This window comes from Bradyrhizobium mercantei, assembly GCF_001982635.1.
GTDB lineage: Bacteria > Pseudomonadota > Alphaproteobacteria > Rhizobiales > Xanthobacteraceae > Bradyrhizobium > Bradyrhizobium mercantei.
On sequence record NZ_MKFI01000006.1, the window covers coordinates 13,051 to 37,124 of the forward strand.

General features: G+C 63.6%; 24 protein-coding genes and 2 tRNA genes. 6 read left to right on the forward strand and 20 right to left on the reverse strand.

Going from position 1 to position 24,074, the window contains the following annotated elements; all coding sequences use genetic code 11:
• Nucleotides 1–28 precede the first annotated feature (28 nt).
• The 6 genes from BI327_RS26840 to BI327_RS26865 form a co-directional block, all read right to left on the reverse strand.
• Nucleotides 29–811: a 3-hydroxybutyrate dehydrogenase gene (locus BI327_RS26840; protein WP_076864316.1), complete on the reverse strand. Its 783-nt coding sequence runs from the start codon at nucleotides 809–811 to the stop codon at nucleotides 29–31.
• A gap of 70 nt (nucleotides 812–881) precedes the next feature.
• Complete coding sequence (locus BI327_RS26845) at nucleotides 882–1,229, reverse strand: hypothetical protein (RefSeq protein WP_245334950.1); 348 nt, start codon at nucleotides 1,227–1,229, stop codon at nucleotides 882–884.
• Between the two features lie 37 nt (nucleotides 1,230–1,266).
• Nucleotides 1,267–2,442, reverse strand: coding sequence for a DUF3734 domain-containing protein (locus BI327_RS26850; RefSeq protein WP_076864317.1), 1,176 nt, complete (start codon nucleotides 2,440–2,442; stop codon nucleotides 1,267–1,269).
• A 32-nt stretch (nucleotides 2,443–2,474) separates the two neighbouring features.
• Nucleotides 2,475–3,275: an acetoacetate decarboxylase gene (locus BI327_RS26855; protein ID WP_076864318.1), complete on the reverse strand. Its 801-nt coding sequence runs from the start codon at nucleotides 3,273–3,275 to the stop codon at nucleotides 2,475–2,477.
• Nucleotides 3,276–3,350: 75 nt separating this feature from the next.
• A complete protein-coding gene (locus tag BI327_RS26860) occupies nucleotides 3,351–4,568 on the reverse strand; it encodes an NAD(P)/FAD-dependent oxidoreductase (RefSeq protein WP_076864319.1) in 1,218 nt (405 codons plus the stop codon).
• Between the two features lie 428 nt (nucleotides 4,569–4,996).
• The gene (locus BI327_RS26865; protein ID WP_076864320.1) at nucleotides 4,997–5,941 is read right to left on the reverse strand and encodes a helix-turn-helix domain-containing protein; all 945 of its coding nucleotides are present in this window, start codon (nucleotides 5,939–5,941) and stop codon (nucleotides 4,997–4,999) included.
• Between the two features lie 616 nt (nucleotides 5,942–6,557).
• On the opposite strand from BI327_RS26865, the gene BI327_RS26870 reads away from it, so the two are divergent.
• Both BI327_RS26870 and BI327_RS26875 read left to right on the forward strand, forming a co-directional pair.
• Nucleotides 6,558–8,129: a winged helix-turn-helix domain-containing tetratricopeptide repeat protein gene (locus BI327_RS26870; protein ID WP_076864321.1), complete on the forward strand. Its 1,572-nt coding sequence runs from the start codon at nucleotides 6,558–6,560 to the stop codon at nucleotides 8,127–8,129.
• A gap of 264 nt (nucleotides 8,130–8,393) precedes the next feature.
• On the forward strand, nucleotides 8,394–9,263 hold the full coding sequence (locus tag BI327_RS26875; RefSeq protein WP_076864322.1) for an AraC family transcriptional regulator: 870 nt from the start codon (nucleotides 8,394–8,396) through the stop codon (nucleotides 9,261–9,263).
• A gap of 85 nt (nucleotides 9,264–9,348) precedes the next feature.
• Here the strand turns inward: BI327_RS26875 and BI327_RS26880 are convergent, their stop codons facing one another.
• The 13 genes from BI327_RS26880 to BI327_RS26940 form a co-directional block, all read right to left on the reverse strand.
• Nucleotides 9,349–10,608, reverse strand: a complete 1,260-nt coding sequence (locus BI327_RS26880) for a tyrosine-type recombinase/integrase (protein WP_076864323.1) — start codon at nucleotides 10,606–10,608, stop codon at nucleotides 9,349–9,351.
• Between the two features lie 166 nt (nucleotides 10,609–10,774).
• Nucleotides 10,775–10,850, reverse strand: a tRNA-Phe gene (locus tag BI327_RS26885).
• A 140-nt stretch (nucleotides 10,851–10,990) separates the two neighbouring features.
• Nucleotides 10,991–11,173, reverse strand: coding sequence for a DNA gyrase inhibitor YacG (yacG, locus tag BI327_RS26890; protein WP_076864324.1), 183 nt, complete (start codon nucleotides 11,171–11,173; stop codon nucleotides 10,991–10,993).
• 63 nt (nucleotides 11,174–11,236) lie between these two features.
• Nucleotides 11,237–11,866 (reverse strand): Maf-like protein, encoded by a 630-nt coding sequence (locus BI327_RS26895; RefSeq protein ID WP_076864325.1) that lies wholly within the window; start codon nucleotides 11,864–11,866, stop codon nucleotides 11,237–11,239.
• Between the two features lie 184 nt (nucleotides 11,867–12,050).
• On the reverse strand, nucleotides 12,051–12,515 hold the full coding sequence (locus tag BI327_RS26900) for an arsenate-mycothiol transferase ArsC (protein WP_076864326.1): 465 nt from the start codon (nucleotides 12,513–12,515) through the stop codon (nucleotides 12,051–12,053).
• Nucleotides 12,516–12,581: 66 nt separating this feature from the next.
• Complete coding sequence (locus tag BI327_RS26905; protein ID WP_076864327.1) at nucleotides 12,582–13,088, reverse strand: UPF0262 family protein; 507 nt, start codon at nucleotides 13,086–13,088, stop codon at nucleotides 12,582–12,584.
• Nucleotides 13,085–14,380 carry a histidinol dehydrogenase gene (hisD, locus tag BI327_RS26910; protein ID WP_076864328.1) on the reverse strand — a complete coding sequence of 432 codons (1,296 nt, stop codon included), beginning with the start codon at nucleotides 14,378–14,380 and terminating at the stop codon, nucleotides 13,085–13,087. Before hisD ends, BI327_RS26905 begins: the two co-directional genes overlap by 4 nt.
• A gap of 216 nt (nucleotides 14,381–14,596) precedes the next feature.
• Nucleotides 14,597–15,025, reverse strand: a complete 429-nt coding sequence (locus BI327_RS26915; protein WP_076864329.1) for a DUF2948 family protein — start codon at nucleotides 15,023–15,025, stop codon at nucleotides 14,597–14,599.
• Nucleotides 15,026–15,440: 415 nt separating this feature from the next.
• Nucleotides 15,441–16,265, reverse strand: coding sequence for an alpha/beta fold hydrolase (locus BI327_RS26920; protein ID WP_076864330.1), 825 nt, complete (start codon nucleotides 16,263–16,265; stop codon nucleotides 15,441–15,443).
• Nucleotides 16,266–16,408: 143 nt separating this feature from the next.
• Nucleotides 16,409–16,909, reverse strand: a complete 501-nt coding sequence (locus BI327_RS26925) for a hypothetical protein (protein ID WP_076864331.1) — start codon at nucleotides 16,907–16,909, stop codon at nucleotides 16,409–16,411.
• 175 nt (nucleotides 16,910–17,084) lie between these two features.
• A complete protein-coding gene (locus BI327_RS26930) occupies nucleotides 17,085–17,393 on the reverse strand; it encodes a UBP-type zinc finger domain-containing protein (protein ID WP_076864332.1) in 309 nt (102 codons plus the stop codon).
• 169 nt (nucleotides 17,394–17,562) lie between these two features.
• Complete coding sequence (locus tag BI327_RS26935; protein ID WP_076864333.1) at nucleotides 17,563–19,260, reverse strand: FAD-dependent oxidoreductase; 1,698 nt, start codon at nucleotides 19,258–19,260, stop codon at nucleotides 17,563–17,565.
• Between the two features lie 40 nt (nucleotides 19,261–19,300).
• Entirely contained in the window at nucleotides 19,301–19,495 is a 195-nt protein-coding gene (locus BI327_RS26940) for a hypothetical protein (protein ID WP_143271700.1), read from the reverse strand.
• Nucleotides 19,496–19,824: 329 nt separating this feature from the next.
• Between BI327_RS26940 and BI327_RS26945 the strand changes: the two genes are divergently transcribed.
• Nucleotides 19,825–19,899 (forward strand) — tRNA-Thr (locus BI327_RS26945).
• Between the two features lie 52 nt (nucleotides 19,900–19,951).
• Here the strand turns inward: BI327_RS26945 and BI327_RS43590 are convergent.
• Nucleotides 19,952–20,077 (reverse strand): hypothetical protein, encoded by a 126-nt coding sequence (locus BI327_RS43590; RefSeq protein ID WP_283807815.1) that lies wholly within the window; start codon nucleotides 20,075–20,077, stop codon nucleotides 19,952–19,954.
• A 100-nt stretch (nucleotides 20,078–20,177) separates the two neighbouring features.
• Here BI327_RS43590 and BI327_RS26950 point away from each other — a divergent pair, with 100 nt between their 5' ends.
• The 3 genes from BI327_RS26950 to BI327_RS26960 all read left to right on the forward strand — a co-directional run bounded on the left by BI327_RS26950 (nucleotide 20,178) and on the right by BI327_RS26960 (nucleotide 23,867).
• A complete protein-coding gene (locus BI327_RS26950; RefSeq protein WP_076864334.1) occupies nucleotides 20,178–20,498 on the forward strand; it encodes a hypothetical protein in 321 nt (106 codons plus the stop codon).
• 247 nt (nucleotides 20,499–20,745) lie between these two features.
• Nucleotides 20,746–21,492: an outer membrane protein gene (locus BI327_RS26955; RefSeq protein WP_076864335.1), complete on the forward strand. Its 747-nt coding sequence runs from the start codon at nucleotides 20,746–20,748 to the stop codon at nucleotides 21,490–21,492.
• A 230-nt stretch (nucleotides 21,493–21,722) separates the two neighbouring features.
• Nucleotides 21,723–23,867 carry a methyl-accepting chemotaxis protein gene (locus BI327_RS26960; RefSeq protein ID WP_076864336.1) on the forward strand — a complete coding sequence of 715 codons (2,145 nt, stop codon included), beginning with the start codon at nucleotides 21,723–21,725 and terminating at the stop codon, nucleotides 23,865–23,867.
• The last annotated feature ends 207 nt before the right edge of the window (nucleotides 23,868–24,074 follow it).

A 24,074-nucleotide genomic window follows, 5' to 3' on the forward strand; every position in this document is an offset into this window, starting at 1 on the left:
GGTCAACACCCGGGCCAATCACTCGGGGTTACTGTGCGGTCCAACCGCCATCGACTGAGATCGCTGTGCCGGTGATCTGGTCTGCCGCAGCCGAGCAGAGGAAGGCGACGGTCCCGCCAAGTTGTGCGGGAGAGACAAACTCGAGCGATGGCTGCTTTTCCGCTAGCAACTCGTTCGCAGCTTCCTTCTGAGTGATGTGCTTGTCGGTGGCCATGTCACTGATCTGCCTTTCTACCAGCGGAGTTCGCACCCAGCCGGGGCAGACTGCGTTGCAGGTCACTCCACTGCCGGCGGTCTCTAGGCCAACCACCTTGGTGAGACCGACGAGACCATGCTTGGCCGCGACATAGGCGGCCTTGTGCGTCGAAGCAACGAGGCCGTGCGCGGAAGCGATGTTAACGATGCGCCCCCAGCGCTGTTTTCTCATCTGGGGTACAGCGGCTGCGATGCCGTGGAATGCTGCCGACAGATTGATGTCGAGAATGGCTTGCCACCTGGCCGGCGGGAATTCCTCCACTGGCGCGGTGAACTGGATGCCGGCATTGTTGACGAGAATATCGAGGTGTCCGAACTGCTTGATCGTGGCATCAATCATTCCACGCACGGCCTCGCCTTTTGACATGTCGTCACCGTTGTAGACGACGCGCACGCCGTGCTCCAGTGCGATACCGCGGCGGATCTTCTCGACCTCGCCGGCGTCGCCGAAGCCGTTCAACACGATGTCAGCGCCGAGCTTGGCGAGCTCATTGGCGATGCCGAGCCCGATGCCGCTGGTCGATCCGGTAACGATGGCTACCTTGCCGCTCAACATAAGATTTCCTTTCGATGCAGGTTCGTTTGCTCTGTTCGAAACATTGCGACGCGCGCCGCACTTACTCACGTCAAACTGCCGGTGGACGCGTTCGGCGTACGGGCTCGTCGTCAGGCAGGATCAGTACCGGTGGCTCGTCGTATCCACGTCGATTGCTGTAGAATATGAGCGCCATGAGACCACATCCGACGACAAGCGAAAGGATCACGCCGGCTGCCATGGCGACATAACCCGCCGTCGTTACCTCTATGCCATCTGCGAGTGTCCAGCCGAGGTAGACGAGGAAGCCGGTACCGACCAACAGCAAAAGCAGCACGATCAGAAGCACCCATGATCCTGCACCGAGACGAGCCGGCGCCGCCTTGGCAGATACGGGTGGATCCAACCGCGCCTGGCGGCCTTTCATCACGGGTGTCATCGTTGTTCTCCTTGATCGACGCCACAGAGAGCCAAGCTCAATCGCGGCGATGGACGTCATGGGTGACGATGCCGAGCTCGGGCGGCGGTCGGTCGAGCCGTCGCCCGTCGGCGAGCGTACGGCGGATATCCTCAAGCCCGCTCTGCCAATGCGCGCGCATCGCGCTTGCGCCGAACTCGTAGTCCCTTGAATGGCCCTCATGAAGCTTGGTCTGATAGATCAGGTGGATGATGTTGTGAGAGCGATGACGGGCCAAGTCTGCGACTGCCAGCATTTCCGGATCTTGCCTCGCGCTTTTGGGCAGCTTGTCGAGCGTCCGTTGCAACGCTTGACGCATCTCCTGCATCCGCAACGCCTGGTCGGTAACCGCGCGCGTGCGGCTCGAATACTGGATGTCCTTCTGCCGGCTGGACACCTCCATCATGTCGTAGGGAACACGGCCCTTCGCCGACCAGAGATCGATCTGGAATGTCAGAGTGTCGCTCGGTTTCCCGGAGAGCACGCGGGAAAGAGGTGTGTTCGAGACCACCCCGCCATCCCAGTAGTGCTCGCCGTCAATTTCGACGGCAGGGAATCCCGGCGGCAGCGCGCCCGAAGCCATGAAATGCCGCGGTCCCAGCCGGCGATCGGCAGTATCGAAATAGGTCAGGTTGCCAGTGCGGACGTTAACCGCGCCGACACTGACGCGCACTTCACCCGAGTTGAGCCGGTCGAAATCGACCAGCTGCTCCAGGGTCCGTTGCAATGGTGCCGTGTCGTAGAAGCTGGTCGCGGCATCGCCCGAGAATGGCGAGAACAACGGCGATGGAAAGCGCGGCCTGAAGAAGCCTGGCTGCCCTTGGACTAACGCTCGCATTGCCGCCAGCATGTTGCGAATCGATTTGATGTCGAAAGCAAAGGGCAGAGCGTCGACTAGCCCTTCGCCGGCGGGCAACTCTATCGAATTGGCGCAGATCGTCTCCCAAAACTCGCGCAGCCTGCCTACGCGCTCGTCTTCGGGCGAGCCTGCAATGATGGCCGCGTTCAGTGCCCCTATCGAAATCCCAGCCAGCCAGTTCGGCCGGATACCGGCTTCGTGGAGGCCCTCATAGACTCCGGCCTGGTAGGCACCCAACGCCCCGCCCCCCTGCAGCACCAGCGCAACAACATCGTAAGGCAGCGACCTGGTCTGCTGCATCACGGAACCAATCTGCTCGCGCATCACGTTCAACATTGCCAAACTCCCTGCATCGCAGCCTGATCCGGTCAGCCAACATTGGTCTCAATTATGGTTTCGGAGCCGGCCCCGTGCTGTCGCGCAACCGCTGCCGAGCCCAGATAGTCGTGAATCACAGTGCCGAGACCTAGGGTCAGGTCGGCGACAAGGTGCTTGGCCGACAACACCTGCAGCACCGGAAGCTCGGCGACGGGCGCCAGCGCATGCGAATAGAGATCGAGCGCCGCAGGACCAGTCCAGGCGCCTTTCAAGGTGATATCCTCGCAATGGAAGCACACCAGTTCGCAGATGCGGGCGGTGCCGTCGACATGCGGGATGATTTTGAGCAGGAAATTCGGGGCCGCGAGCCTTCTGGCTTCGACTGATAAGTCGAGAGCGCGATGCTTGTAGCCCATCGTGCCGGTCGCGATCCGCACGGACCCGTAGTTCAGCGTGCCGACTAGCGTATCGATCTCGACCGCCAGCTTCGGCTGTGCCAACTTCTTGGGAAAGCCCCATAGTTCGCGACCGCCGGCGATCGGTGGATGGTCGTTGAGGAACATCTGGTGGACGAAGCTGCCGGCTTGGCCCTTGTATCTCACCGGGATGACTTGACCGCTTTCGGCGTAGTCGCCGAAGCCAGTCGAGTCGGGCATGCGGATGAATTCGTAGTTCACCACGGGCTCGGTCAACTCCAGCGGCTCAGGCACGATCCGGCGCAGTGCTTCCGGGTGAGTCCTGTACTGGATGATGAAGTACTCCCGATCGATGAAGCGATAAGGGCCCGGTGGAAATGCAGGGCTAGTCAGCGGCATGGCGAACGCCGTTGTACGCACGGTCTCGTGTTTCATCGTTGTGAAGCTCCAGAGTGATCTGAGATGAGCCGGCCGCGTTTCCGTGAGGGAGTGCCTGTTGCGCGTGAAGAGCTAGAGGAAGCCGGTCACATCAGTCACACGTTCCGGATTGGCCGAGGCCAGCGCGACAGCGCGCTCGGCCTGCGGCGGGTAGATCCAGACGGTGTTGATTTCCCGCTTAGTCTTCTTAGCAACGTCGCCGATCATTTTGACGTTGCGTTCCCAGCCGGTCGTGAACAGCGCGCCGGCCTCGCCGAGGTCAAGACACGTGACGTAACCCTTCTGGTGGTAGTGCTTGGTCGGAACGCCCAGCAGCTCGGCAGCGGCGTTGTTGCCGGCAAAGGCACCCATTCGGGTGGCGTGCTGGCACGACATCAACGCGTAGTTTCCCTCATCGTCGCAGGCGGCGCGGGCAGCATCGCCGGTCGCAAAGACTCCCGGCGCTCCTGGCACACGCAAATCGCGATCGACGAGCAGCCGGCCGAAACTGTCACGCTCCGCAAGCACCTGTTGCGTCAATGGCGCGGCGCGAATGCCCGCCGCCCAGACCACGGTCTCGGCCTCTATCCGTTCGCCGGAGGTTAACGTGACGCCGGCCTCGTCGAGCGAGCCTATGCACGCTTCGACGCGTGTCTCCACGCCAAGCTTGCGCAGAGCATCCTCGATGACTGGGCGGGCGCCTTCGCCCATATCGGGAGCGATCGCGGGGCTGCGCTCGACGATGATCACGCGCGGTTTGGCATTCTTGCCGAAGATCTCCCGTAGCCGCGCTGCCATTTCGGTAGCTGCTTCGATGCCGGTAAAGCCGCCGCCGACAACGACAACGGTGTCACGTCCTTTCACGGCCGGGCGACCTGGCAGGCTGTGCAAATGCTTGTCGAGAGCAACCGCGTCATCGAGCGTATCGACGCTGAAACCATGCTCGGCGAGGCCCGGAATATTCGGCCGGAACAGTCGGCTGCCGGTGGCGACGATCAGGCGATCGTAGGGGAGCTCCTTCTTCGCGCCCTTGGCTGCGACGATGCCGACGAACTTCGATTTCGCGTCGATCGTCTCGGCGCTGCCCTGCATGTAAACGACGTCGATGGCCTTAAGCACGTCGAGCAGAGGCGCCGTCAAAGTCTCGGGCTTCGGTTCGTAGAGACGCGGGCGGACTACCAGTGTCGGCTCGGGTGCGACCAGTGCGATTTCGAGCTTCTCGGGCGAGACACCCTGGATATCGCGCAGACGGGCCGCGGAAAGCGCCGCGTATAAGCCGGCAAAGCCGGCGCCTATGATGACGATTCGCATGTCATTACTCCGTTGTTTGCGCTTCCAGAATCTGCGCGATTTGGCACCCTGACGACCTAGTTGATCGGTACTGCGGTTGCGCCAGAGCGATTGCCGTACCTTTAGAGCGATTGCTGCTAAGCTTGGACCTACGCTAGTCGCGTGGGGGCCGCCGGTTTTGCCTATGGTTCGACCAAATTGCCGGGAGGCTTGTGGCTTCCATTGATGACGCCGTGGACGACTCCTCCACGGGCACGAAAGCGGGTGCTGTTGTTGGCTCCTACGGGTCGGAACGCCGACCTGTATGGTCAATCTCGACGAACCACTGTTCGCGGCGAGAAGCCAAGGCGCGATACCGGACTTGCCGGCTCTGATCTAGACATCAGTCCAAGCTGGGAACGAGTACGAAACCACCTACTGTGAATAGGACTGCGTCGGCGTATGCCGATTCACCGAATGCGTCGCCGCCAATTGCTCGGGCTCGCACCTGTTAGCTTCTTGAATGCCGCAGCGAAGGCAGCTTGCGAGGAATAACCAAGAGCGGCTGCAATCGACGCGATTGCATCATCAGTGTCGCGCAGCATCATCATGGCTCGCTCGAGATGGTGCTGGCGTAGCCAGGCGTGAGGCGAAAGTCCTGTGCTCTCCTTGAAGGCGCGGCAGAAGTGAAAGCGGGACAGGCCGGCCTCTTCAGCCAGCGCTCTGAGAGAAACGTCAGCATTCTTGTCCGAACGCAGGCGTTCGATGGCGCGACGCAGCACTTTGGGCGACAGCCCGCCGATCGTCGGCTGGAATGTCGTTGGCAAGTCAGCGTGCACCGCGAGAAGACGCGTAGCCAATACATCGGTCAGCTGGCGTCTGAACAGCGTATCCAGCGCCGCGCAGCCCTCCAGGGCATCGGCTGCGCTCAGCAGCAACCGGGCTGTAGTAAGATCTGGATGCGCAGTTCGTTCCACAAGTTCACGAGTAACGGTAGTGCCAGCTTCGTGCGCAACGCGATCGAGCGTTGCCTGCGGAAGGTAGAACTGAAGGACACTCAGAGGCTCGTAGATGTCCCATCTCGACGTTGAGCCGGCCGGAATGACTGTCACAGTCCCAGGCCCTGTCATTCCTTTTACGGACCCTTTTCCATTGCGGCGCTCATAGCGCACTGGCTCGGCAGGGAACGCCATGATGACGTGGTCGCCCATGGGACGCACGACATCGTGCAGGGGATCGTGTCTCCAGAAGGTGATCACGTTGTTGGAAGCGTCAGAAGCCATCTGGAGTGGCGCAACTTTCAGCACGCGCGTCATTTCGGCATCGGCAGGATTTTGACCGGCGATGGAAGGATCGCCCTCGAGGGTCTCGAATACAAAAGGAAGATCCCTCGGCGAACAATCGCGATTGCTCATGGACCAACACTCCGTGCGTGAAGACTTAGGGACCTGCCAACGATCGGGCGGGGTTAGCTTCCCTCTCATCAAGGAAATCAATCGGTTCTTGCTCGGGCATTAGCGCGGGCTGTGAGGCCGCCAGAATCGGCCTGTGTTCACCGGAATCAAAAAGGTGGTAACGACCCGTACCGCGACGGAGGTAAGGTTCGGTACCGTAACTGTCAAGTACAAAGAACGAAGCGCGAACATTGAGTCAGGGCTGCAAATGAGAACCCTGCCGACCTAGGCGCCTTCGATTAAATCCGGGATGTCCGGTTTCGAGGGGCAAAGCCGAAACTTAGTCCCCGTCCCAAGGGTATCGCCTCGCGACCGGCACCCAAAACCAAGGTCGCACGGCAAACCGGCCAATTCTCGGCCTGCAAGCTGGTTGGCACACAACGGCCGGCCCGCCCCACGCCAGCAACGTTTCGACATTGATCTCGCCGTTCGTCTGGTCGACAATCTTCCTTTGCGACTGAACGTCCAAAGCCGGCAAATTGCCGAATATTAGCGTGCTATCAATTGCTTGCTGGTGGCCCGTTTGGGAGCCGCGCCCCCTCGCTTACCACCTCGCGCATAAATCAAGGGGACGGAAGTGCAGTTCCTGTTCGCCAACTACGTGCTGGACCTTGAGCGGCGGGAGCTCACCCGCGGCTCGGAGGCAATTGCAGTTGGCCCAAGAGTTTTCGACCTCCTGGCTTACCTGGTACGAGCCCGTGACCATGTCGTCACCAAAGATGAACTGCTGGACGCTGTTTGGAGCGGGCGTATCGTCTCTGAGTCAACGCTCACCAGCCATATCAACGCGGTGCGCAAGGTGATCGGTGATAGCGGCCAGGAACAGCGCCTAATCCGAACGATTTCCCGCAAGGGCTTCCGGTTCGTGGGCCAGGTTGAGGCAAGAGGGCCCGATATCGTCATCGTCCGAAACACGGAGCAGGCTGGCTCGGATGAGAGCCAGGAGCTGTCTCTTCCTGACAAGCCTTCGGTTGCTGTCCTACCGTTCCAGAATCTGAGCGGCGATCCCGAGCAGGAATACTTTGCCGACGGCGTGGTTGAGGACATCATCCTCGCCTTGTCGCGGATGCGCTGGCTCTTCGTAATCGCCCGGAATTCGAGCTTCACCTACAAGGGCAGGTCCGTTGATGTCCGGCTGGTGGGGCGCGAGTTGGGCGTGCGATATGTGCTTGAAGGCAGTGTGCGCAAGGTGGCAACAAGAGTGCGCATCACCGGGCAACTCATTGATGCGACTAATGGCATGCATCTATGGGCCGAGCGTTTCGAAGGCACCCTCGACGATATTTTTGAGCTGCAGGATACGGTCGCCGCAGGCGTCGTTGGTGCAATCGCTCCACAGCTTGAGCTTGCCGAAATCGACCGTGCAAGCCGAAAGCCGACCGAAAGCCTCCACGCCTACGACTATTACTTGCGCGGATTGACCAAATTTCATCTTGCGAACAAGGCCGGCCTCGATGAGGCATTGCCGCTATTCTACAAGGCGATCGAGCTCGATGCGGAGTTCGCCTCCGCATATGGAATGGCGGCGTGGTGCTACTACTGGCGCAAGATGAATCGTTGGATCACGGATCGCGAGGCAGAAGGCAATGAGGCCGCGCGATTGTGCCGAAACGCCGTGACGCTGGGAAAAAACGACGCGGTCGCTCTGACCAGAGGCGGTCACGCATGGCCTCATTTTGGTGGAGACCTCGAGAGTTGCGTCACCTATCTCGACAGGGCGATGGTGCTAAATCCCAATCTCTCAACGATCTGGTACCTCGGCGGGTACCAGCGAATTTCCCTCGGCAAGCACGATAGTGCGATCGAATACTTCAAGCGTGCCATGCGCCTCAGTCCGCTGGATCCGGAAACATTTCAAATGCAGACCGGAATTGCGATGGGGCATTTGTATACTGGCCGATTTGACGCTGCTGTCGCCTGTTTGGAGATGGCTTGGAGGGAGGTACCGAATGTCCTGCGGGTAGCGGCCTTCATGGCCGCAAGCCATGCGCTGGCAGGGCGGGAGGAAGAGGCGCGAAAGGCCATGCAGCACGTGCGGCGGCTCGACCCCACGCTATGCATTAGCAAGCTCGATGATTGGCTGCTGGTCCAACCGAAAGACTTTGCGGTAGCAGCTGAAGGCCTGCGACGAGCCGGGTTGCCAGAGTGACGGCACGGCCTGCTCCCGATTCCGCCCTAAAGTGCAGAAACTCAAAACCGGATGCGACGGAATGGTCATTGACCTCTCGCCGGCTGGCGCCCGGACAATAATCTTCCCACAATCCTGACGCTTCAGCGCATGGCTTGGACGAATTTCCAAGGCGCATCCAATCGCATTCCAATGTGGCCGCAAGGCTTTTCATCCAGTTTGGGCGCAGTCTCCCCCCGCTTTCACGAACAGAGCCATTCGCGGCCTGAAAATCAGGGGAAAGCCATGAAGGTCGTCATTATTGGCGGTACCAAGCTCGTCGCAACGAAACTCACGAGCGCGCTCTGTGAGAAGGGCCACAAGGTGGTCCCAGCATCTCACAGGACGGACCTCAACACGATCGCGGGCGAGAGTCTCGGCTCGGCGCTTTCGGGAGCTGATATTGTTATCGATGTTGCAGATTCGACCTCCCTCAACGACGGTGCGACACATCTGCACGAGACGAAATGCGATCGTCGTCTTGCGATCGACAAGCCATTTCGCTCCATTCACTTCTACGTTCCGACTACCGAGCTCAGCAGCATCCGGGAACAATACGGCGCTCGGCGTGTCGGCCAGCTCGACTGTCTGTTCGGAACCGGCTTTCGCGACGAAGCCGTGCATCACACCGGCGCGTTGCACTTGCAGGGCTTGCCCCAGCAATCTGAACCCAACCAGCTTTTCGTCGATCACATGATACTGGCGCTCGCGGCGTACATCGCTCAGGCCTACGGGGACCTGCGCAATAGCGAACCCCTGAGCGGCGGCCTTGCGCCATGGCAGGTGAAGCGGGCATGCGATAGGCTTCAGGCTGACCTCGCTGGCAAACTGACGCTTGAGGACATCGCGACCGAGGTAGGCATCTCGTCCAGCCATTTTTCACGGGCTTTTCGCGCCTCTGTCGGCCTGCCGCCGCATCAGTGGCTGCTTCGCCAACGAGTCAGCGCGGCCAAGCAATTGATGACGGTCCGCAGCCTGACACTTGCCGAAATAGCGATCGCAGCCGGCTTCGCCAACCAGAGCCACTTTACGCGAGTATTTTCGACGTTGGTTGGCGTCAGCCCGGGCGCGTGGCGTCGCGACGTCCAGGGAGCCTCGGTATTAGGATCATCGTGATCGTTGACCGCATCCGCCGAGAGTGCCTCTACCCGCACGAACAGAGCGCATCTACGTTGCTCTGATTGATCCGCAGGTTGTACGGCTAGGATCCTGACGACGATCGGGATCGCCGAGCCTTCGCGATCGACAGAACGGCCCCGGACTTGCGCAGGTCGTCCAGGTAATCAGCGTAGCATTGCATCATCGGAACGCGTTCTTCCCAATATTCGGCGCCGTTGTAGGCACCGCGAACCTCGTCTTCCTCTTGGTGCGCTAGCTGGCGCTCGATAGCGTCGCTATCCCAGCGGCGCCTGCCGTCCGAACGGCGGCTTTCGTTCAGCAGCGTCGACGCGGTCGAGCGGAAGCCATGTGCCGTCGCTTCCGCTTTCGTGTACCCAAGCCGCCGCAGCGCAGCGTTCAGCGTGCCGTCCGAGATAGGGCGATGCCAGGAGCGGATTTGCGGAAACAAGTAGCGCGACGAACCCGTGACCTCGCGAAGGTCATTGATGATTGCAATCGCCTGACGAGATAGCGGTACCTTGTGCGGCCGCGGCATCTTCATTTTTTCCTTCGGAATGTTCCAGACAGCGCCCTGCAGATCGAATTCCATCCATTCCGCGTGCCGCAGTTCGCCCGGCCGAACGAACGTAAGGGCGATCAGCTGCAACGCTGCACGTGTTGTGATCTGACCGTCTATGTCGTCGATCGCGCGGAGAAGCGCGCCGACGGCCTTCGGCTCGGTGATGGCGGCACGGTGATTGACCTTTGGAGCGATGAGGGCCCCCGCCAGATCAGCCGATGGGTCGCGCTCGGCGCGATTGGTGCTGATCGCGTACTTGAAAACACGACCGCTAATGCTGCGGGCGCGCCGGGCCGTATCATATCGCCCTCGCCTCTCGATCTTGCGAAGCACATCCAGCAATTCCGACGCCTTTATCTCGGCGATCGGTCGGTCGCCCAAATCGGCATTGATGAAGCCGAGAAGCCATTTCTTCTTTTCGATCGTCTTTGGATCATCGCCCTCGGCCTCGAATTTCACGATCAGCTCGTCGGCGACGATCCGGAAGGTGTTCGCGCGCGCGATGCGCGCGGCGCTGCGATCCAACTTGCGCTGCGCGGACGGATCAATGCCCTTGGCTAGGAGTGCCTTGTTCGCGTCTCGACCGGTGCGGGCGTCGGCGAGACTGACCGCCGGATAGGCGCCCAGCGCGATCAGTTTCTGCTTCCCGTCGAACCGATACGCCTGCCGCCAAAGCCGCGATCCGTTCTTTTCAACGAGCAAATGCAGCCCACCTCCATCACTGATTTTGTAGGGCTTTTCGGCGGATTTCGCGGAACGGCAGGCGGCATCCGAAAGTGGCATCGATTAGATCCCCGCGGTCAAATCTACCAACACGCGACCGACGGGATACCAACAAGATCGGCGGCTGGTGGCGGAAAGTCGCGAATGTCAGCGAACAAGAAAGCGCTTATATTCAAGCACTTCTAGCACATTAGCGAACAAATGGGGAAGCTGGGGAACGTGCTAATGGTGCCCAGGGGCGGGATCGAACCACCGACACTGCGATTTTCAGTCGCATGCTCTACCAACTGAGCTACCTGGGCATACCCGCGGGGCCGAAAAGGCCGGAGCGAGCGGGCGGTTTATAGAGAGGTCGGGGCGCTGTGTCCACCCGGCTTCGCGAAACGCTTCGCCGGCCGCGGCCCGCTTTCCGGAGTTTCCCCAACTTGTTGGGAAATATTGGCTATTCCGGGTCCTCCGCGTCGTCCTCGCGGCCGGGAACGACGTAGCGGCCGGTCAGCCAGCGATTCAGGTCGACGTCGCGGCAGCGCGGCGAACAGAACGGGCGGAAGGCCTGCTCGACGGGCTTGCCGCAGATCGGACAGGCGCGCGTGGTGGCCGGGGGCGTTCGGGCTTGGTCGGTCATGGCTCGGACGTAGCTTACGTCAATCGAGATGCAAGGGCGCTCTGGGCGGGAGGTTCCCTAGCCTTAGACCGCGACGGAGTTGAGCCAGCCGTGGCGGATCGGAAAGCCTTCGCCGCCGAGCAGCGTCACGGTCTCGTAGAGCGGCAGGCCGACCACGTTGGTGTAGGAGCCGACCATCTTGACCACGAAGGATCCGGCGATGCCCTGCACGGCGTAGCCGCCGGCTTTGCCGCGCCATTCGCCGGAGCCGATATAGGCCTGGATGTCGTCCTCGCTGAGCCGCTTGAAGCGCACGCGGGTCTCGACCAGGCGCTGGCGGAACGCCTCGCGCGGCGTCACCACGCAGATCGCGGTGTAGACGCGGTGGTTGCGGCCCGACAGCAGCCGCAGGCACTGCGCGGCCTCGTCGACCAGATTGGCCTTGGGCAGGATGCGGCGGCCGACTGCGACCACGGTGTCGGCGGAAATGATGAAGGAGCCGCGCAGATCATCGTCGAGCTGAACTGACTTCAGCGCCGCGTCCGCCTTCGCGCGCGCCAGGCGGTTGGCGCAGGCGCGCGGCAATTCGGCCCGCCGCGGGGTCTCGTCGACATCGGCCGGGCGCAGCGCGTCGGGCTCGATGCCGGCCTGGTTGAGCAGGGCCAGCCGCCGTGGCGAACCGGAAGCAAGAACGAATTTGGGACGGCCTAGCATGCGGGCTTTTGGGCTGAATCGGGGGGACGGACGCGGGCGGAACCTATCGGATGGGGCATGGATGCACAACCTTGGAACCGGCCGCGAATCGGGCTCCCCGTTGGAGACAAGGCCCCATAAGCACAGCTGTTTGTCAGTCTGGCGACAACGAGCGGTTCTGCGAATCGGAACCTCATCGCGCGCCTCACAGGTTCGCGGCGCCCGCCTTGGCAAAGCGGCGGCGGATGCGCAGCAACAGGCCATCGCAGACCTCGCGATAGGCGGCGAGCTTCTGCTCGCGGTTGCCGCTGGTGCCGGTGGGATCGACGGTAGGCCAATATTCGACGTCGGCGGCGAGCGTCCGGGTCAGATCCAGCGCCCTGTGGTGGGCCTCGGGCGACAGCGTGATGATGAGGTCGAAGTTCAGCCCCTCCCAGTCCTCGAGCTCTTCGAAGGTTTGCGGCTTGTGGCCGGAAATGTCCTGGCCGAACTCCGCCATCACGGAGACGGCGAACGGATCGAGCTCGCCCTTCCTGACGCCGGCCGAGCGGACATAGAGGCCTTGCGGAAACATGTGCTGCAGCAGGCTTTCGGCCATCGGCGAGCGCACAGCGTTATGGGCGCATGCAAACAGCACGGCTTGCGGGGTGCGCGCGCTTGGCGCTGCCATGCGATCAGGCTTTTTTCGACCGGGGTACGCCCCCGTCGTTTGCCGAGGCGGCGATCATCATCGGGATCATGCGCCCTCGCCTTTCCAATGAAGGACGGTGATCAGCGTGAACAGCCGCCGCGCGGTCTCGAAGTCGACCCGCACCTTGCCCTTGAGCCGCTCCTGCAGGGTGCGCGAGCCCTCGTCATGGATGCCGCGGCGGCCCATGTCGATCGCCTCGATCTTGTCCGGTGTCGCGGTGCGGATCGCCTGATAGTAGCTGTCGCAGATCATGAAGTAGTCCTTCACGACCCGGCGGAACGGGGTCAGCGACAACAGATGCGCCACGACAGGCGCGCCGTCCTCCTTGCGGATATCGAACATCAGCCGGTTGCCGGTGATCGCGATATGCAGGGTGTACGGGCCCGGCCCGGCGGCGCCTTCGGGCGCGAACAGGTTCTGCTCGACCAGATCGTAGATCGCGATCGCCCGCTCATGCTCGATGTCGGGCCCGGAACGGCCGATCGATTCCTCGTCGAGCGTCACCGCGACGATGCGATTGTTGGAATCCTCGTCGTCTGGTGACTTGGTCATGAGAGGTTGAGGCGCAATCCGACGGAACGTGAATGGGCATCGAGACCCTCGGCCTGGCCGAGCGTCATCGCGGCGGGCCCGAGCGCACGAAGCTGATCCGGCCCGCACCGCAGGATCGAGGTTCGCTTCATGAAGTCAAGCACCCCGAGGCCCGAGGAGAACCGCGCCGAGCGCGCGGTCGGCAGCACGTGGTTGGAGCCGCCGACATAGTCGCCGATCGCCTCAGGCGTATGGGCGCCGAGGAAGATCGCGCCGGCGTTGCGGACCTGCTTCGACAGGCCCTCGGCATCGGCGGTCATGATCTCCAGATGCTCGGCCGCGATCGCATTGGCGAGCTCGACCGCGTCGTCGAGCTTTGCCACCTTGATCACGGCGCCGAAATCGTTCCACGAGGTGCGGGCGATCTCGGCGCGCGGCAGCGTCGCAAGCTGCGCCTCGACTGCGCGCTCGACATCGGCGGCGAGCCGCGCACTGTCGGTGATCAGGATCGACTGCGCGCTGACGTCATGCTCGGCCTGCGCCAACAGATCGGCCGCGATCCAGTCGGCATTGCCGGTGTCGTCCGCGATGACGAGCACCTCGGAAGGGCCGGCGATCATGTCGATGCCGACCTTGCCGAACACCAGCCGCTTGGCGGCGGCGACATAGGCGTTGCCGGGGCCGACGATTTTTGCCACCGGCGCGATCGTTGCCGTGCCGTAGGCCAAGGCAGCCACCGCCTGGGCGCCGCCGACGCGGTAGATCTCCGAGACGCCGCCGAGATGGGCGGCCGCCAGCACCAGCGGGTTGAGCTTGCCGTCCGGTGCCGGCACCACCATCACCACCCGCGGCACGCCGGCGACCCTGGCCGGCACCGCATTCATCAGCACCGAGGACGGATAGGCCGCGGTCCCCCCGGGCACGTAGAGCCCGACCGCATCGACCGCGCTCCAGCGCCAGCCGAGCTCGACACCGGCGGCATCGGTGAAGCGCTCGTCCTTCGGCAGCTGGCGGCGGTGAAAGGTCTCGATCCGGTCGCGCGCGAATTTGAGCGCCTCGACGGTCTTGGGGTCGCAGGCCGCGACCCCGGCGTCGATCTCGGCTGTGGTGATGCGCAGGCCGGCGGCGTCGATATCGAGCCGGTCGAACTTCCTGGTCGCCTCGAGCAGCGCCGCGTCGCCGCGGGCCGCCACATCATCGACGATGGCGCGGGTAGCGCGCTCGACGTCAGCCGAGACCTCGCGTTTGGCCGCCAGGAAATCGCGGAAACGCTGGTCGAAATCGGCGCTCTGTCGGTCCAGGCGAACGGGCATGGCGGCTTTCTTAGGAGGAATTCAGCTCCCTGCTCAATGGCGCGGCGGATAATGGCCGTCAACCCTTGGAGGACCCGAGAGACGCTGTCGTCCCTGCGAAAGCAGGGACCCATAGCCACAAATTCCAATTGTTACAGGGCGCTGGGGCCCATCCCGCCCTAACAAGTGCAGCGGTGGTTATGGGTCCCCGCGTTCGCTGGGACGACGGCCCGGAATTTACCCCGGCGCCATCCCGAGATCGTCAGCCCCAAGATCGGTCAATTCGCACTCCAGGCACTCGACATCGAGCCGCAACGCCGCGCCCTCGCCGAACATCAGGAGTGCGCTGCCGCCCGGCGGGTCGGAGGCATGGAATTCGATCCCGAGCAGTTCCAGGGTCGCTTCCGGGGCTTCCAGGTCGATATTGCGCGACTTGCATGCCAGCACCCGGTCGAACCTGAGCGCGGCGATCAGCCGGCGCGAGCAGGTGCCGCCGGACAGGGTCTGCTCCCAGTCCAGCCGGTTCAGCCCGACCACCAGGCGCTTCTCGTCCTGGCGCCAGATGATGTCGGAAGGCTGGACGCGGGCGTCCTGGACGTGGGCGGAGATCACCGCGAGGTCATCGGCATCGAGGGCGATCAGTTTCAGCGGCGCGGGTGGGGACATGCGGTAGTTATAACGCCTTGCGGCCCCGGAGGTACCAAACGGCCGCAAGGAAATCCCGCTCGAGGGAACCGGCGAGCGCACGAGCAAAATATCGAAAACAACCCCATGCAAAGGAGCTGACGGCGCCGGCGGCGTTCGACATGCCAACTTGACACGTCAGGTGAGCACGCTCGTCAGGCTCCCTCCCCCTTGCGGGGGAGGGTGGGGAGAGGGGTAAGCCCCGGGCGAGATGGATGACGAGGTCACCGTCTTCGCAATGTTGATCACGCTAGCGAATGGCATTCGAGAGAGCGCGTCGTGTGGCCACCCCTCTCCCTAACCCTCCCCCGCAAGGGGGAGGGAACCCTACCGCCTATGGCTTCCTCACTTGAGCGCAGTTGAGGATCTCAAGCGGTGATGCTGGGCGACGTTCGCCTCAGCCCTTGATGAACGCCAGCAGGTCCGCGTTGATGGTCTCGGCTTCGGTCGTCGGCATGCCGTGCGGAAAGCCCTTGTAGGTTTTCAGCGTGCCGTTCTTCAGAAGCTTGGCCGAGAGCGGGGCGGAATCGGCGTAGGGCACGATCTGGTCGTCGTCGCCATGCATCACCAGCACCGGCACGTTGATCTTCTTCAGATCCTCGGTGAAGTCGGTCTGCGAGAAGGCGACGATGCCGTCGTAATGCGCCTTGGCGCCGCCCATCATGCCCTGCCGCCACCAGTTCTGGATCACGGCTTCCGACGGTTTCGCGCCGGGCCGGTTGTAGCCGTAGAACGGTCCGGCCGGCAGATCGCGGTAGAACTGCGAGCGGTTGGCGGCGAGCTGCGCCTGCAAGCCGTCGAACACCGACTTCGGCAGGCCGCCGGGATTGTTCGCCGTCTGCACCATCAAGGGCGGCACGGCGCTGAGAATCGCGGCCTTCGCCACCCGGCTCTCGCCATGGCGCGCGATGTAGTGCACCACCTCGCCGCCGCCGGTGGAGTGACCGACATGCACGGCGTTCTTCAGGTCGAGATGTGCGGTGACGGCAGCGAGGTCATCGGCATAGTGGTCCATGTCGTGGCCGTCGGCGACCTGGGCGGAGCGACCGTGGCCGCGGCGGTCGTGGGCGATGACGCGAAAGCCGCGCCCCACGAAGAACAGCATTTGCGCGTCCCAGTCGTCCGACGACAGCGGCCAGCCATGGCTGAACACGATCGGCTGGCCGGAACCCCAATCCTTGTAGAAAATCTCGACGCCGTCTTTGGTGGTGATGGTGGGCATTTGATTGCTCCTCTTGTTGCTGGTCTTGTGGTCCGGACACGCCAGACGTGAACGGACCTTCGGCGACGGCATGTCCCCGACACGCCGCCGCACATCCTCATCTATGCTGTGCGTCGCCTCGAATTGATGTGATCCGCCCTGGATCAGGCGAAATTGACCGGCCTGAACCTGCGCCAGGCGCCGATGATCATCACGGCGAAGAACACCAGCACGATGCCCTGCACCGCTGCAAACACCGGCCCGGACGGCGGGTTCGGCGGCACGGCCGGTGCCAGCGCCTTCAGCGCCGGCACCTTGAGGAAGCTCTGGATGACGAGCACGAAGACGTTGAGATAAAGCGAGACCATCGCGGTCACGACATAGATCGGGCGCCAGACGCCCTTGAGCTGCATCGCATACAACGCGATGCAGGCGATCGCGAGCAGAACCAGCGAGAGCCCGCCGATGATCTGCGACGGCAGCACCTTCTCGGTGATCAGCGGCGGGATCACGAAGCCGGTGGCGCTGGTCAGGATCGTGAACAGCAGGAAGATCCCAGTCAGCCCCGGCATCGCGCGCGAGCCGAGCAAGCCGAACATCACGATCACGCCGGCGACGATCGCAATCAAGCTAATAATGACATGCACGAGCACTAACGTCGTCATGTGGCACACTCCCCGCTGAGACCCGCGCCTCAGGTTACGATGCGTGACGAAAAATTGCTACATGATCGATGCCAGGATGTCCGACATCTCATTGGACTTGCCGACGCCGCCGCTTGCTGAAAATTCCGCACCGGTGCTGCACGTCGCGTGCACGTGCGCCTCGTGAGAAGTTGAATCAATAATAGCGCGGGATCGGCCCATGATGCGGCGTCTTGCGCTTCGACAGGTCGAACAGCACCTCGTCGACATAGCACCAGCCCCAGCCTTCCGGCGGATCGTAGCCCTCGATCACGGGATGGCCGGTGGCATGGAAATGCGCCGTCGCATGCCGGTTCGGCGAGTCGTCGCAGCAGCAGACATGGCCGCAGGTCCGGCAGATCCGCAAATGCAGCCAGCGGCTGCCGCTCTTCAGGCATTCCTCGCAGCCGAGCGCACTCGGCGTGACGTCCTGGATGCCGGCGATATGGCTGCAGCCTTTTGTCATGTCTGGCCTCTTTACTAGTCGCGCTTGATGGACCCGTCATCCTGAGGTGCGAGCCTCTTCGGCGAGCCTCGAAGGATGCACGGCCCCGCCTGTGGCCGATTCATCCTTCGAGGCTCGCTCCGCTCGCACCTCAGGATGACGGGAATAGAGCTTCCCCGCCGCATCATCACTACAACGTCGGACTACCGGCATCCGCGAGATAGCCGTGCAGCGCAGCCACGACCTGCGCACCCTCGCCGATCGCGCCGCCGACGCGCTTGACCGATCCGGAGCGGACATCGCCGACCGCGAACACGCCGGGCACCGTGGTCTCGAGCAGCGGCACGGCGCGCGCGCCCTCACCGTTCTGCACGCCGGTCATCACGAAGCCGCCGCGGTCGACCTGCACGCCGCAGCCCTCGAGCCAGCCGGTCGCCGGATCGGCGCCGACGAACAGGAACAGATTGCGGATGTCCATCGTGAACTCGTCGGGCGCGAGCCGGCTCTTCCAGCGCACGCGCTCCAGCGTCTCCGCGCCCTCGAGCCCGACCACCTCGGTGTTGAACATCAATTCGATGTTCGGCGTCGCCTCGATGCGCTCGATCAGGTAGCGCGACATGCTGGCGCCGAGCCCGCCGCCGCGGATCATCATGTTGACCCTGCGGGCATGCGCCGACAGGTACACCGCCGCCTGGCCCGCGGAGTTGCCGCCGCCGACCAGCACGACCTCCTGCTGGGCGCAGAGCCGCGCCTCGATCGGCGAGGCCCAATACCAGACGCCGCGGCCCTCATAGTGCTCGAGATTGTCGATCACGGGCCGGCGATAGCGCGCGCCGCTCGCGACCACGACCGACCGGGCGCGCAGCGTATGCCCGCATGCGGTATCGAGCGCGAACGCACCGGAGGCCTTCGAGCAATCGAGCGATTTGATCGAGACCGGGATCAGCATCTCGGCGCCGAATTTCTGCGCCTGGTTGAAGGCCCGTCCGGCCAGCGCCTGGCCGGAGATGCCGGTCGGGAAGCCCAGATAGTTTTCGATGCGCATGCTGGCGCCGGCCTGGCCGCCGAAGGCGCGGGAATCGAACACCGCGACCGACAGGCCTTCCGAGGCCGCATAGACCGCGGTGGCAAGCCCGGCCGGGCCGCTGCCGACCACCGCGACATCGTAAAGCTTGTTCTCCGCACTGTTGCCGATCATGCCGAGCGCCATCGCAAGCGCCGTCTCGGACGGATTGCGCAGCACCGTGCCGTTGGGACAGACCACCAGCGGCAGTTCGGCGCGGGTCGGCGAATAGCGCGCGAGAAGGTCGGCGGCATCGGTGTCGGCCTCGGGATCGAGCACATGGTGCGGCTGGCCGTTGCGCGCCAGGAAATTCTGCAGCGGCGCCATGTTGCCGACCGAGGCAGGGCCGATCAGCACCGGCCCGCCGGCGCCGCCCTGGATCAGGCTGACGCGGCGCAGGATCAGCGCGCGCATGATGCGCTCGCCGAGATCGGCCTCGGCGACCAAAAGCGCACGCAGCCGGTCGGGCGGCAGCAACAGCGTCTCGACGGCACCGTCGGCATGGCCGTCGACCAGCGCCGGGCGGCCGGAGAGCTGGCCGATCTCGGCGAGGAATTGCCCCGGTCCCTGGTCGATGATCGGCGTGACGTGGCCAAGGCCGTCGCGCTGGGTGACCGAGACGCTGCCCGACAGCACCACGAACATGCCGGGACCCCGCGTACCGGTCTCGAACAGCGCCTCGCCGTCCTGGTACGCGCGCGGCTCGCCGAAGCGGCGCATCCGCTCGATCTCCTGCGCGGTCAAGGTCGGAAAGGTCTGCTCATGGCGCGGGAAGGCATAGGCCGTCGCGTTCAGCCGATTGATCGTCGTGTCATCTACAGCCATTTTCGGCGACCCGCTTCTCTTGCAACACACACGAGCCGATTTAACGGCCCGGCTCGTTTCCGCCGCCGTCATCTAGCGGCGCGTCGGCCGCATCGGAAGCCACATCCTCGCGACCGCGCGCCTGCGATTTCCGCCGCTTCAGGTTTTCACGCAGCGCCAGCTTGAGACGATCCTGTCGTGAATCCTTCACGCGGGCTCCGGCCTGCCCGCCGCCTCTGTCCTGATCGCCTGTCATTTAAGAAACTCTCGAACCGCCGACGCCTTGCGCGAAGGGAGGATAGGCTGAGCATAGCCAATGGCCGGCGCAAGCGCACCCTGCCCGGTCAGCCAGTTGCGCAGGAGATCATGATTCGCAGGTCGGCAGATCGGGAGCCTTTCGGCTGGATAAGGAACCGATTCCAGCCGAAAACGGCCCGATTGGACGCAATGACCGGCGCGGAACGTCAATTTCTGCCGATTTCGGCGCCACGAGGGGCGCTGTTTCGCTTGCGCGAAAGGGAGGCCTGTGGCAAGAACCGCCCGCTTGGACGGGCCCTTGGGGCCGATTCAATTTTTCCCGGGCATGCTGCCGTAGCTCAGTGGTAGAGCACTCCATTGGTAATGGAGAGGTCGACAGTTCAATCCTGTCTGGCAGCACCAGGATCTTCGCAAACGATGGTCGTCATCCGCACGCGGCGCGCCGTGCCGCGGATCAGCGCGCGAGCAGCACGCCCGCCCCGCCGATCATCAGCACGACGTAGACCACGAACACACTGCCGACCCATTTCCAATCGATCCGTCCGTGTTCGGGGCTGAGGCTTTCGATGATGCCGTGCATGATGATTTCCTTGAGAAGTCGCATGCGCGGCGTATAGACCTCGCCCCGAGCACGTCATGTGACTCACTTCACATTTTGCCCTCGCGGAGCGGACTTAAGAGTGACCGGCCCAGAACTGAGGAAATTGCGCGATCATCTCGGCGAGGCGCTCGGCCGCAAGCTGACGGTGGCTGACATGGCGAAGCTGTGCGGGCTATCGGGTGCCGGTGGCGCCGAGAAGCTGCGGCGGTGGGAGGTCACCGGCCCGACCCCGAAGGTCGCCGGCCTGCTCCGCGTGCTGGCGATGGCGAGCGAGCACTATCCGATCCTGGAGAAGTTCGACGTGTTCGATCGCCACGACGTTCCGGTTGGGGATCGCGCCGCGCGCCGCCAGGCGTTCCGCGAGCAGATCCGCGACGACGTGCGCAAGCGGCTCGCTTAGCAAGCCGCCCCGATCAGCAGACGGCTTTGGTTAACGGGAGAAGCGTGTCGCGCGCGGCGCGTTAAGCCTTCCGTCAGTCCCCTTTAAGCGTTCGTTAGGCACAACAAAACCTTTCGCCGCAAAGGCTGCGACTTAACGCGCGAAGCCGCCGTTCGGTGAGAAATTTTATTCAAATGCGGTCTACGCCCTCGGCCATGGATGGCGCCCCATTCACGCTGCGCCTCATGACTTGTCCGGAGACTGCCCTATGAAGAAGTTCCTGTTCGCAACCGCAGCCGCGGCTGCTGCCCTCGCTGCCCTTGGCGCGACCGCTCACGCCGCCGACTTCAACCGTGGCTATTACCAGAAGGCGCCCGCGCCTGTTTACGCCGCGCCGCTCTACAACTGGACCGGCTTCTATCTCGGCGGCCATCTCGGCGGCGTGTTCTCGCAGAACAGCACCTTCAACGGCCTCGCGCTGTCGGACTCCGACGCGCGCTTCATGGGCGGCGTGCAGGCCGGCTATGACTGGCAGCTGTCGCCGATGTGGGTGATCGGCCTCGAAGGCCAGTATTCCTGGCTCAGCGGCCACCAGCTCAACGCGATCTTCCCGGGCGGCTACGTCTACAACAACAACCAGCGCGGCATCGCCTCGATCACCGGCCGCGTCGGCTACACCTGGGGTCCGGGCCTGATCTATGTGAAGGGCGGTTACGCCTATTCCGACAACAATGAGTCGGTGACGCTTGGCGGTGCGCCGGTCGGCTTCGCGCTCAGCGACAACCACAGCAACGGCTGGACCATCGGCGGCGGCGCCGAATACATGTTCGCGCCGAACTGGTCGGCCAAGGTCGAGTACCAGTACTACGACTTCGGCGACAGCCGCTTCACCGCGCCGGGCGCGCTGGCGCAGTACGGCTCTTTCCGCAATGACGAGCACACCGTGAAGGCGGGCCTCAACTACCGCTTCAATCTCGGCAATTTCGGCGGCGGCCCGGCCTACGGCCGCTACTAAAGTTACGGGCCACCTCAACCAAGAGTGGAAAGGCCGGCGCAAGCCGGCCTTTTTGCGTCCGTTCGCGTGCATCGATTCCGCACAGCGAACCAAGCCGGTGCGCGGAAGCCCTGAAAAATCCAGCAGATTGTCGCAATTTTCCCGATTTTGTTAACCCGCCGCACCGATACTCCCGCGCCGGGGAAACATCCAAGAGTAGTGGCCATCGTGGGCCAGGGAGTGCGGGGGCAATGGCGTTTCGGTTCAAGCTCGGCAAACCAAATCTCAAGCGTATCCGCCTGCCGCAGATGGGCGTCAGGGGCAGCCTGTTCGCGGCATTCGCCGTGATCGCAGGCATGGCGCTCGTGATCAGCGCAGGCGCCGGCATCGTGCTGCATCAGCTCGGCGGCACCATGAGCGATCTCTCCGGCCGCGACATTCCGCGGCTTGCCGCGAGCCTGCAGCTCGCCGCGCAGAGCGCCTCGCTCGCAGCCCAGGGTCCCGGCCTGCTCGCCGTGCAGAGCGAGGATGCGCTGAACGACCGCACCAAGAAGGTGCAGGAGGTCGCGCAGCAAACCAATGCCAAGCTCGGCGAGATCATCGAGCTCGGTGCCGACAAATCGGTCGTCAGCGCGCTCCAGGAAAACGTCAAGAATACCGACGAGGCGACCAAGAGCCTGATCTCGGCGGCGCGCGAGCGGCTCGAGGTCGGGGCGCTGCGCGACAAGCAATACAACGCGCTGCGCAAGGCGCAGGCCGCCTTCGTCTCCGCCACCGGTCCCGCGACGCTCGACGCGCAGACCCGGCTCAACGCCATCCTCGCCGCGGCGGAGGTGTCCGCTGACGACGCGACCGAAGCGGCCCGCACCGTCAGCCAGATCAGCAGCGTGCTCGCCGCCGGCAATCTGATGGCCGCCGACATGACCGCGGCGCTGTCGGCCAATTCCAGCGAGACGCTCGATGCGATCGAGGCGGAGTTCAAGAAGGGCCGCGAGCGCGTCAAGTCCAACCTCGAAGACCTGCCGAACAATCCGGCGATCGTCGCCGTGCGCGACACCGCGCAGAAGCTCTTGACGCTCGGCGAAGGCAAGACCGGCGTGTTCAAGGTCCGCCAGAAGGAGCTCGACTCGATCGATTACGGCCAGACCATCCTGGAGGAGACCCGCAAGCTCAATGTCGGGCTCGGCATCAGCGTCCAGCAGCTGGTCGACGGTGTGCAGAAGGAGACCGACGCTGCGACCTTCCAGGCACGGCACCAGATCTCGCTCGCGACCACGGTCATGATCGGCCTCGGCGCGCTGACGCTGGTCGGCTCGTTTCTGTTCGTCTGGCTCTATGTCGGGCGCAACATCCTGCGCCGCATCCGCGGCCTGCAACGCTCGATGCAGCTGCTGTCCGACGGCGACCTCGACACCGAGATCCCGCAGAGCCGCCAGCGCGACGAGATCGCCGTGATGGCCGACGCGCTGCAGGTGTTCCGCGAGAGCATGATCGAGAGCCGCGAGCTCACCGAAAACCAGAACAAGGACCGCTCCGCCAAGGCCGAGCGTGCCTCGCGCATGGAGACCCAGATCACGACGTTCGAATCGACGGTCCGCAATGCGCTCGGCAGCCTGCAGACCGCGGCGAACTCGATGCAGTCGACCGCGCAGAGCATGTCGGCGACCGCCGACCAGTCGAGCGCGCTGGTCAACGCGGTGGCCTCGGCCGCCGAGGAGACCTCGGTCAACGTGCAGACGGTGTCGGCCGGCACCGAGGAGCTGTCGTCGTCGATCTCCGAGATCGGCCGCCAGGTCGTCACCTCGGCGGAGATCGCCCGCAAGGCGGTGGAGGAAGCCAGCGCCACCGACAGCACGATGCAGGGCCTAGCCGACAACGCCGCGCGGATCAGCGTCGTGGTCGATCTGATCCAGACCATCGCCTCGCAGACCAATCTCCTCGCGCTCAACGCCACCATCGAGGCGGCGCGCGCCGGCGAGGCCGGCCGCGGCTTTGCCGTGGTCGCCTCCGAGGTGAAGAACCTGGCGAGCCAGACCGCCAAGGCGACGGAAGAGATCCGCCAGCAGATCGTCAGCATGCAGGAGGTGACGACGACCGCCGTCTCCGCGATCCGCAACATCTCGAGCACGATCGGCGAGATCAACGACGTCACCACCGCGATCGCCGCCGCCGTCGAGGAGCAGGGCGCGGCGACCCGCGAGATCGCCCGCAACATCCAGCATGCGGCCGGCGGCACCAGCGAGGTGTCGAGCAACATCGTCGGCGTCTCGACCGCCTCGGCCGAGGCCGGCGCCGCGGCCGGCGAGGTGCTGAGCGCCTCCGACGCGCTGCGCCGCGAGGCCGACGTGCTGCGCTCCGAGATCGACGGCTTCCTGTCGAATATCCGCGCGGCATAGGCACGCCGCGTACGCGCTCCAACCTCCCCTTGAAAAGGGGAGGTCGCTTTGCTCGTCAGAGCAAAGCGGGTGGGGATCTGCTCTCACCAAACGCATCGTTTCCTGCGGCTGACCCCCATCCCGACCTTCCCCCTTTCGGGGGGAAGGAGAAGAGGGAGTCCGGATTACGGCCTCGCTTGATCCGGGCTACGGAATTCGGCGGATTTC

Coding starts and splice junctions, on each gene's coding strand:
- BI327_RS26840 (WP_076864316.1), bottom strand. CDS start 811: ATGTTGAGCGGCAAGGTAGCCATCGTTACCGGATCGACCAGCGGCATC.
- BI327_RS26845 (WP_245334950.1), bottom strand. CDS start 1,229: ATGACACCCGTGATGAAAGGCCGCCAGGCGCGGTTGGATCCACCCGTA.
- BI327_RS26850 (WP_076864317.1), bottom strand. CDS start 2,442: ATGTTGAACGTGATGCGCGAGCAGATTGGTTCCGTGATGCAGCAGACC.
- BI327_RS26855 (WP_076864318.1), bottom strand. CDS start 3,275: ATGAAACACGAGACCGTGCGTACAACGGCGTTCGCCATGCCGCTGACT.
- BI327_RS26860 (WP_076864319.1), bottom strand. CDS start 4,568: ATGCGAATCGTCATCATAGGCGCCGGCTTTGCCGGCTTATACGCGGCG.
- BI327_RS26865 (WP_076864320.1), bottom strand. CDS start 5,941: ATGAGCAATCGCGATTGTTCGCCGAGGGATCTTCCTTTTGTATTCGAG.
- BI327_RS26875 (WP_076864322.1), top strand. CDS start 8,394: ATGAAGGTCGTCATTATTGGCGGTACCAAGCTCGTCGCAACGAAACTC.
- BI327_RS26880 (WP_076864323.1), bottom strand. CDS start 10,608: ATGCCACTTTCGGATGCCGCCTGCCGTTCCGCGAAATCCGCCGAAAAG.
- yacG (WP_076864324.1), bottom strand. CDS start 11,173: ATGACCGACCAAGCCCGAACGCCCCCGGCCACCACGCGCGCCTGTCCG.
- BI327_RS26895 (WP_076864325.1), bottom strand. CDS start 11,866: ATGCTAGGCCGTCCCAAATTCGTTCTTGCTTCCGGTTCGCCACGGCGG.
- BI327_RS26900 (WP_076864326.1), bottom strand. CDS start 12,515: ATGGCAGCGCCAAGCGCGCGCACCCCGCAAGCCGTGCTGTTTGCATGC.
- BI327_RS26905 (WP_076864327.1), bottom strand. CDS start 13,088: ATGACCAAGTCACCAGACGACGAGGATTCCAACAATCGCATCGTCGCG.
- hisD (WP_076864328.1), bottom strand. CDS start 14,380: ATGCCCGTTCGCCTGGACCGACAGAGCGCCGATTTCGACCAGCGTTTC.
- BI327_RS26915 (WP_076864329.1), bottom strand. CDS start 15,025: ATGTCCCCACCCGCGCCGCTGAAACTGATCGCCCTCGATGCCGATGAC.
- BI327_RS26920 (WP_076864330.1), bottom strand. CDS start 16,265: ATGCCCACCATCACCACCAAAGACGGCGTCGAGATTTTCTACAAGGAT.
- BI327_RS26925 (WP_076864331.1), bottom strand. CDS start 16,909: ATGACGACGTTAGTGCTCGTGCATGTCATTATTAGCTTGATTGCGATC.
- BI327_RS26930 (WP_076864332.1), bottom strand. CDS start 17,393: ATGACAAAAGGCTGCAGCCATATCGCCGGCATCCAGGACGTCACGCCG.
- BI327_RS26935 (WP_076864333.1), bottom strand. CDS start 19,260: ATGGCTGTAGATGACACGACGATCAATCGGCTGAACGCGACGGCCTAT.
- BI327_RS26940 (WP_143271700.1), bottom strand. CDS start 19,495: ATGACAGGCGATCAGGACAGAGGCGGCGGGCAGGCCGGAGCCCGCGTG.
- BI327_RS43590 (WP_283807815.1), bottom strand. CDS start 20,077: ATGCACGGCATCATCGAAAGCCTCAGCCCCGAACACGGACGGATCGAT.
- BI327_RS26955 (WP_076864335.1), top strand. CDS start 20,746: ATGAAGAAGTTCCTGTTCGCAACCGCAGCCGCGGCTGCTGCCCTCGCT.
- BI327_RS26960 (WP_076864336.1), top strand. CDS start 21,723: ATGGCGTTTCGGTTCAAGCTCGGCAAACCAAATCTCAAGCGTATCCGC.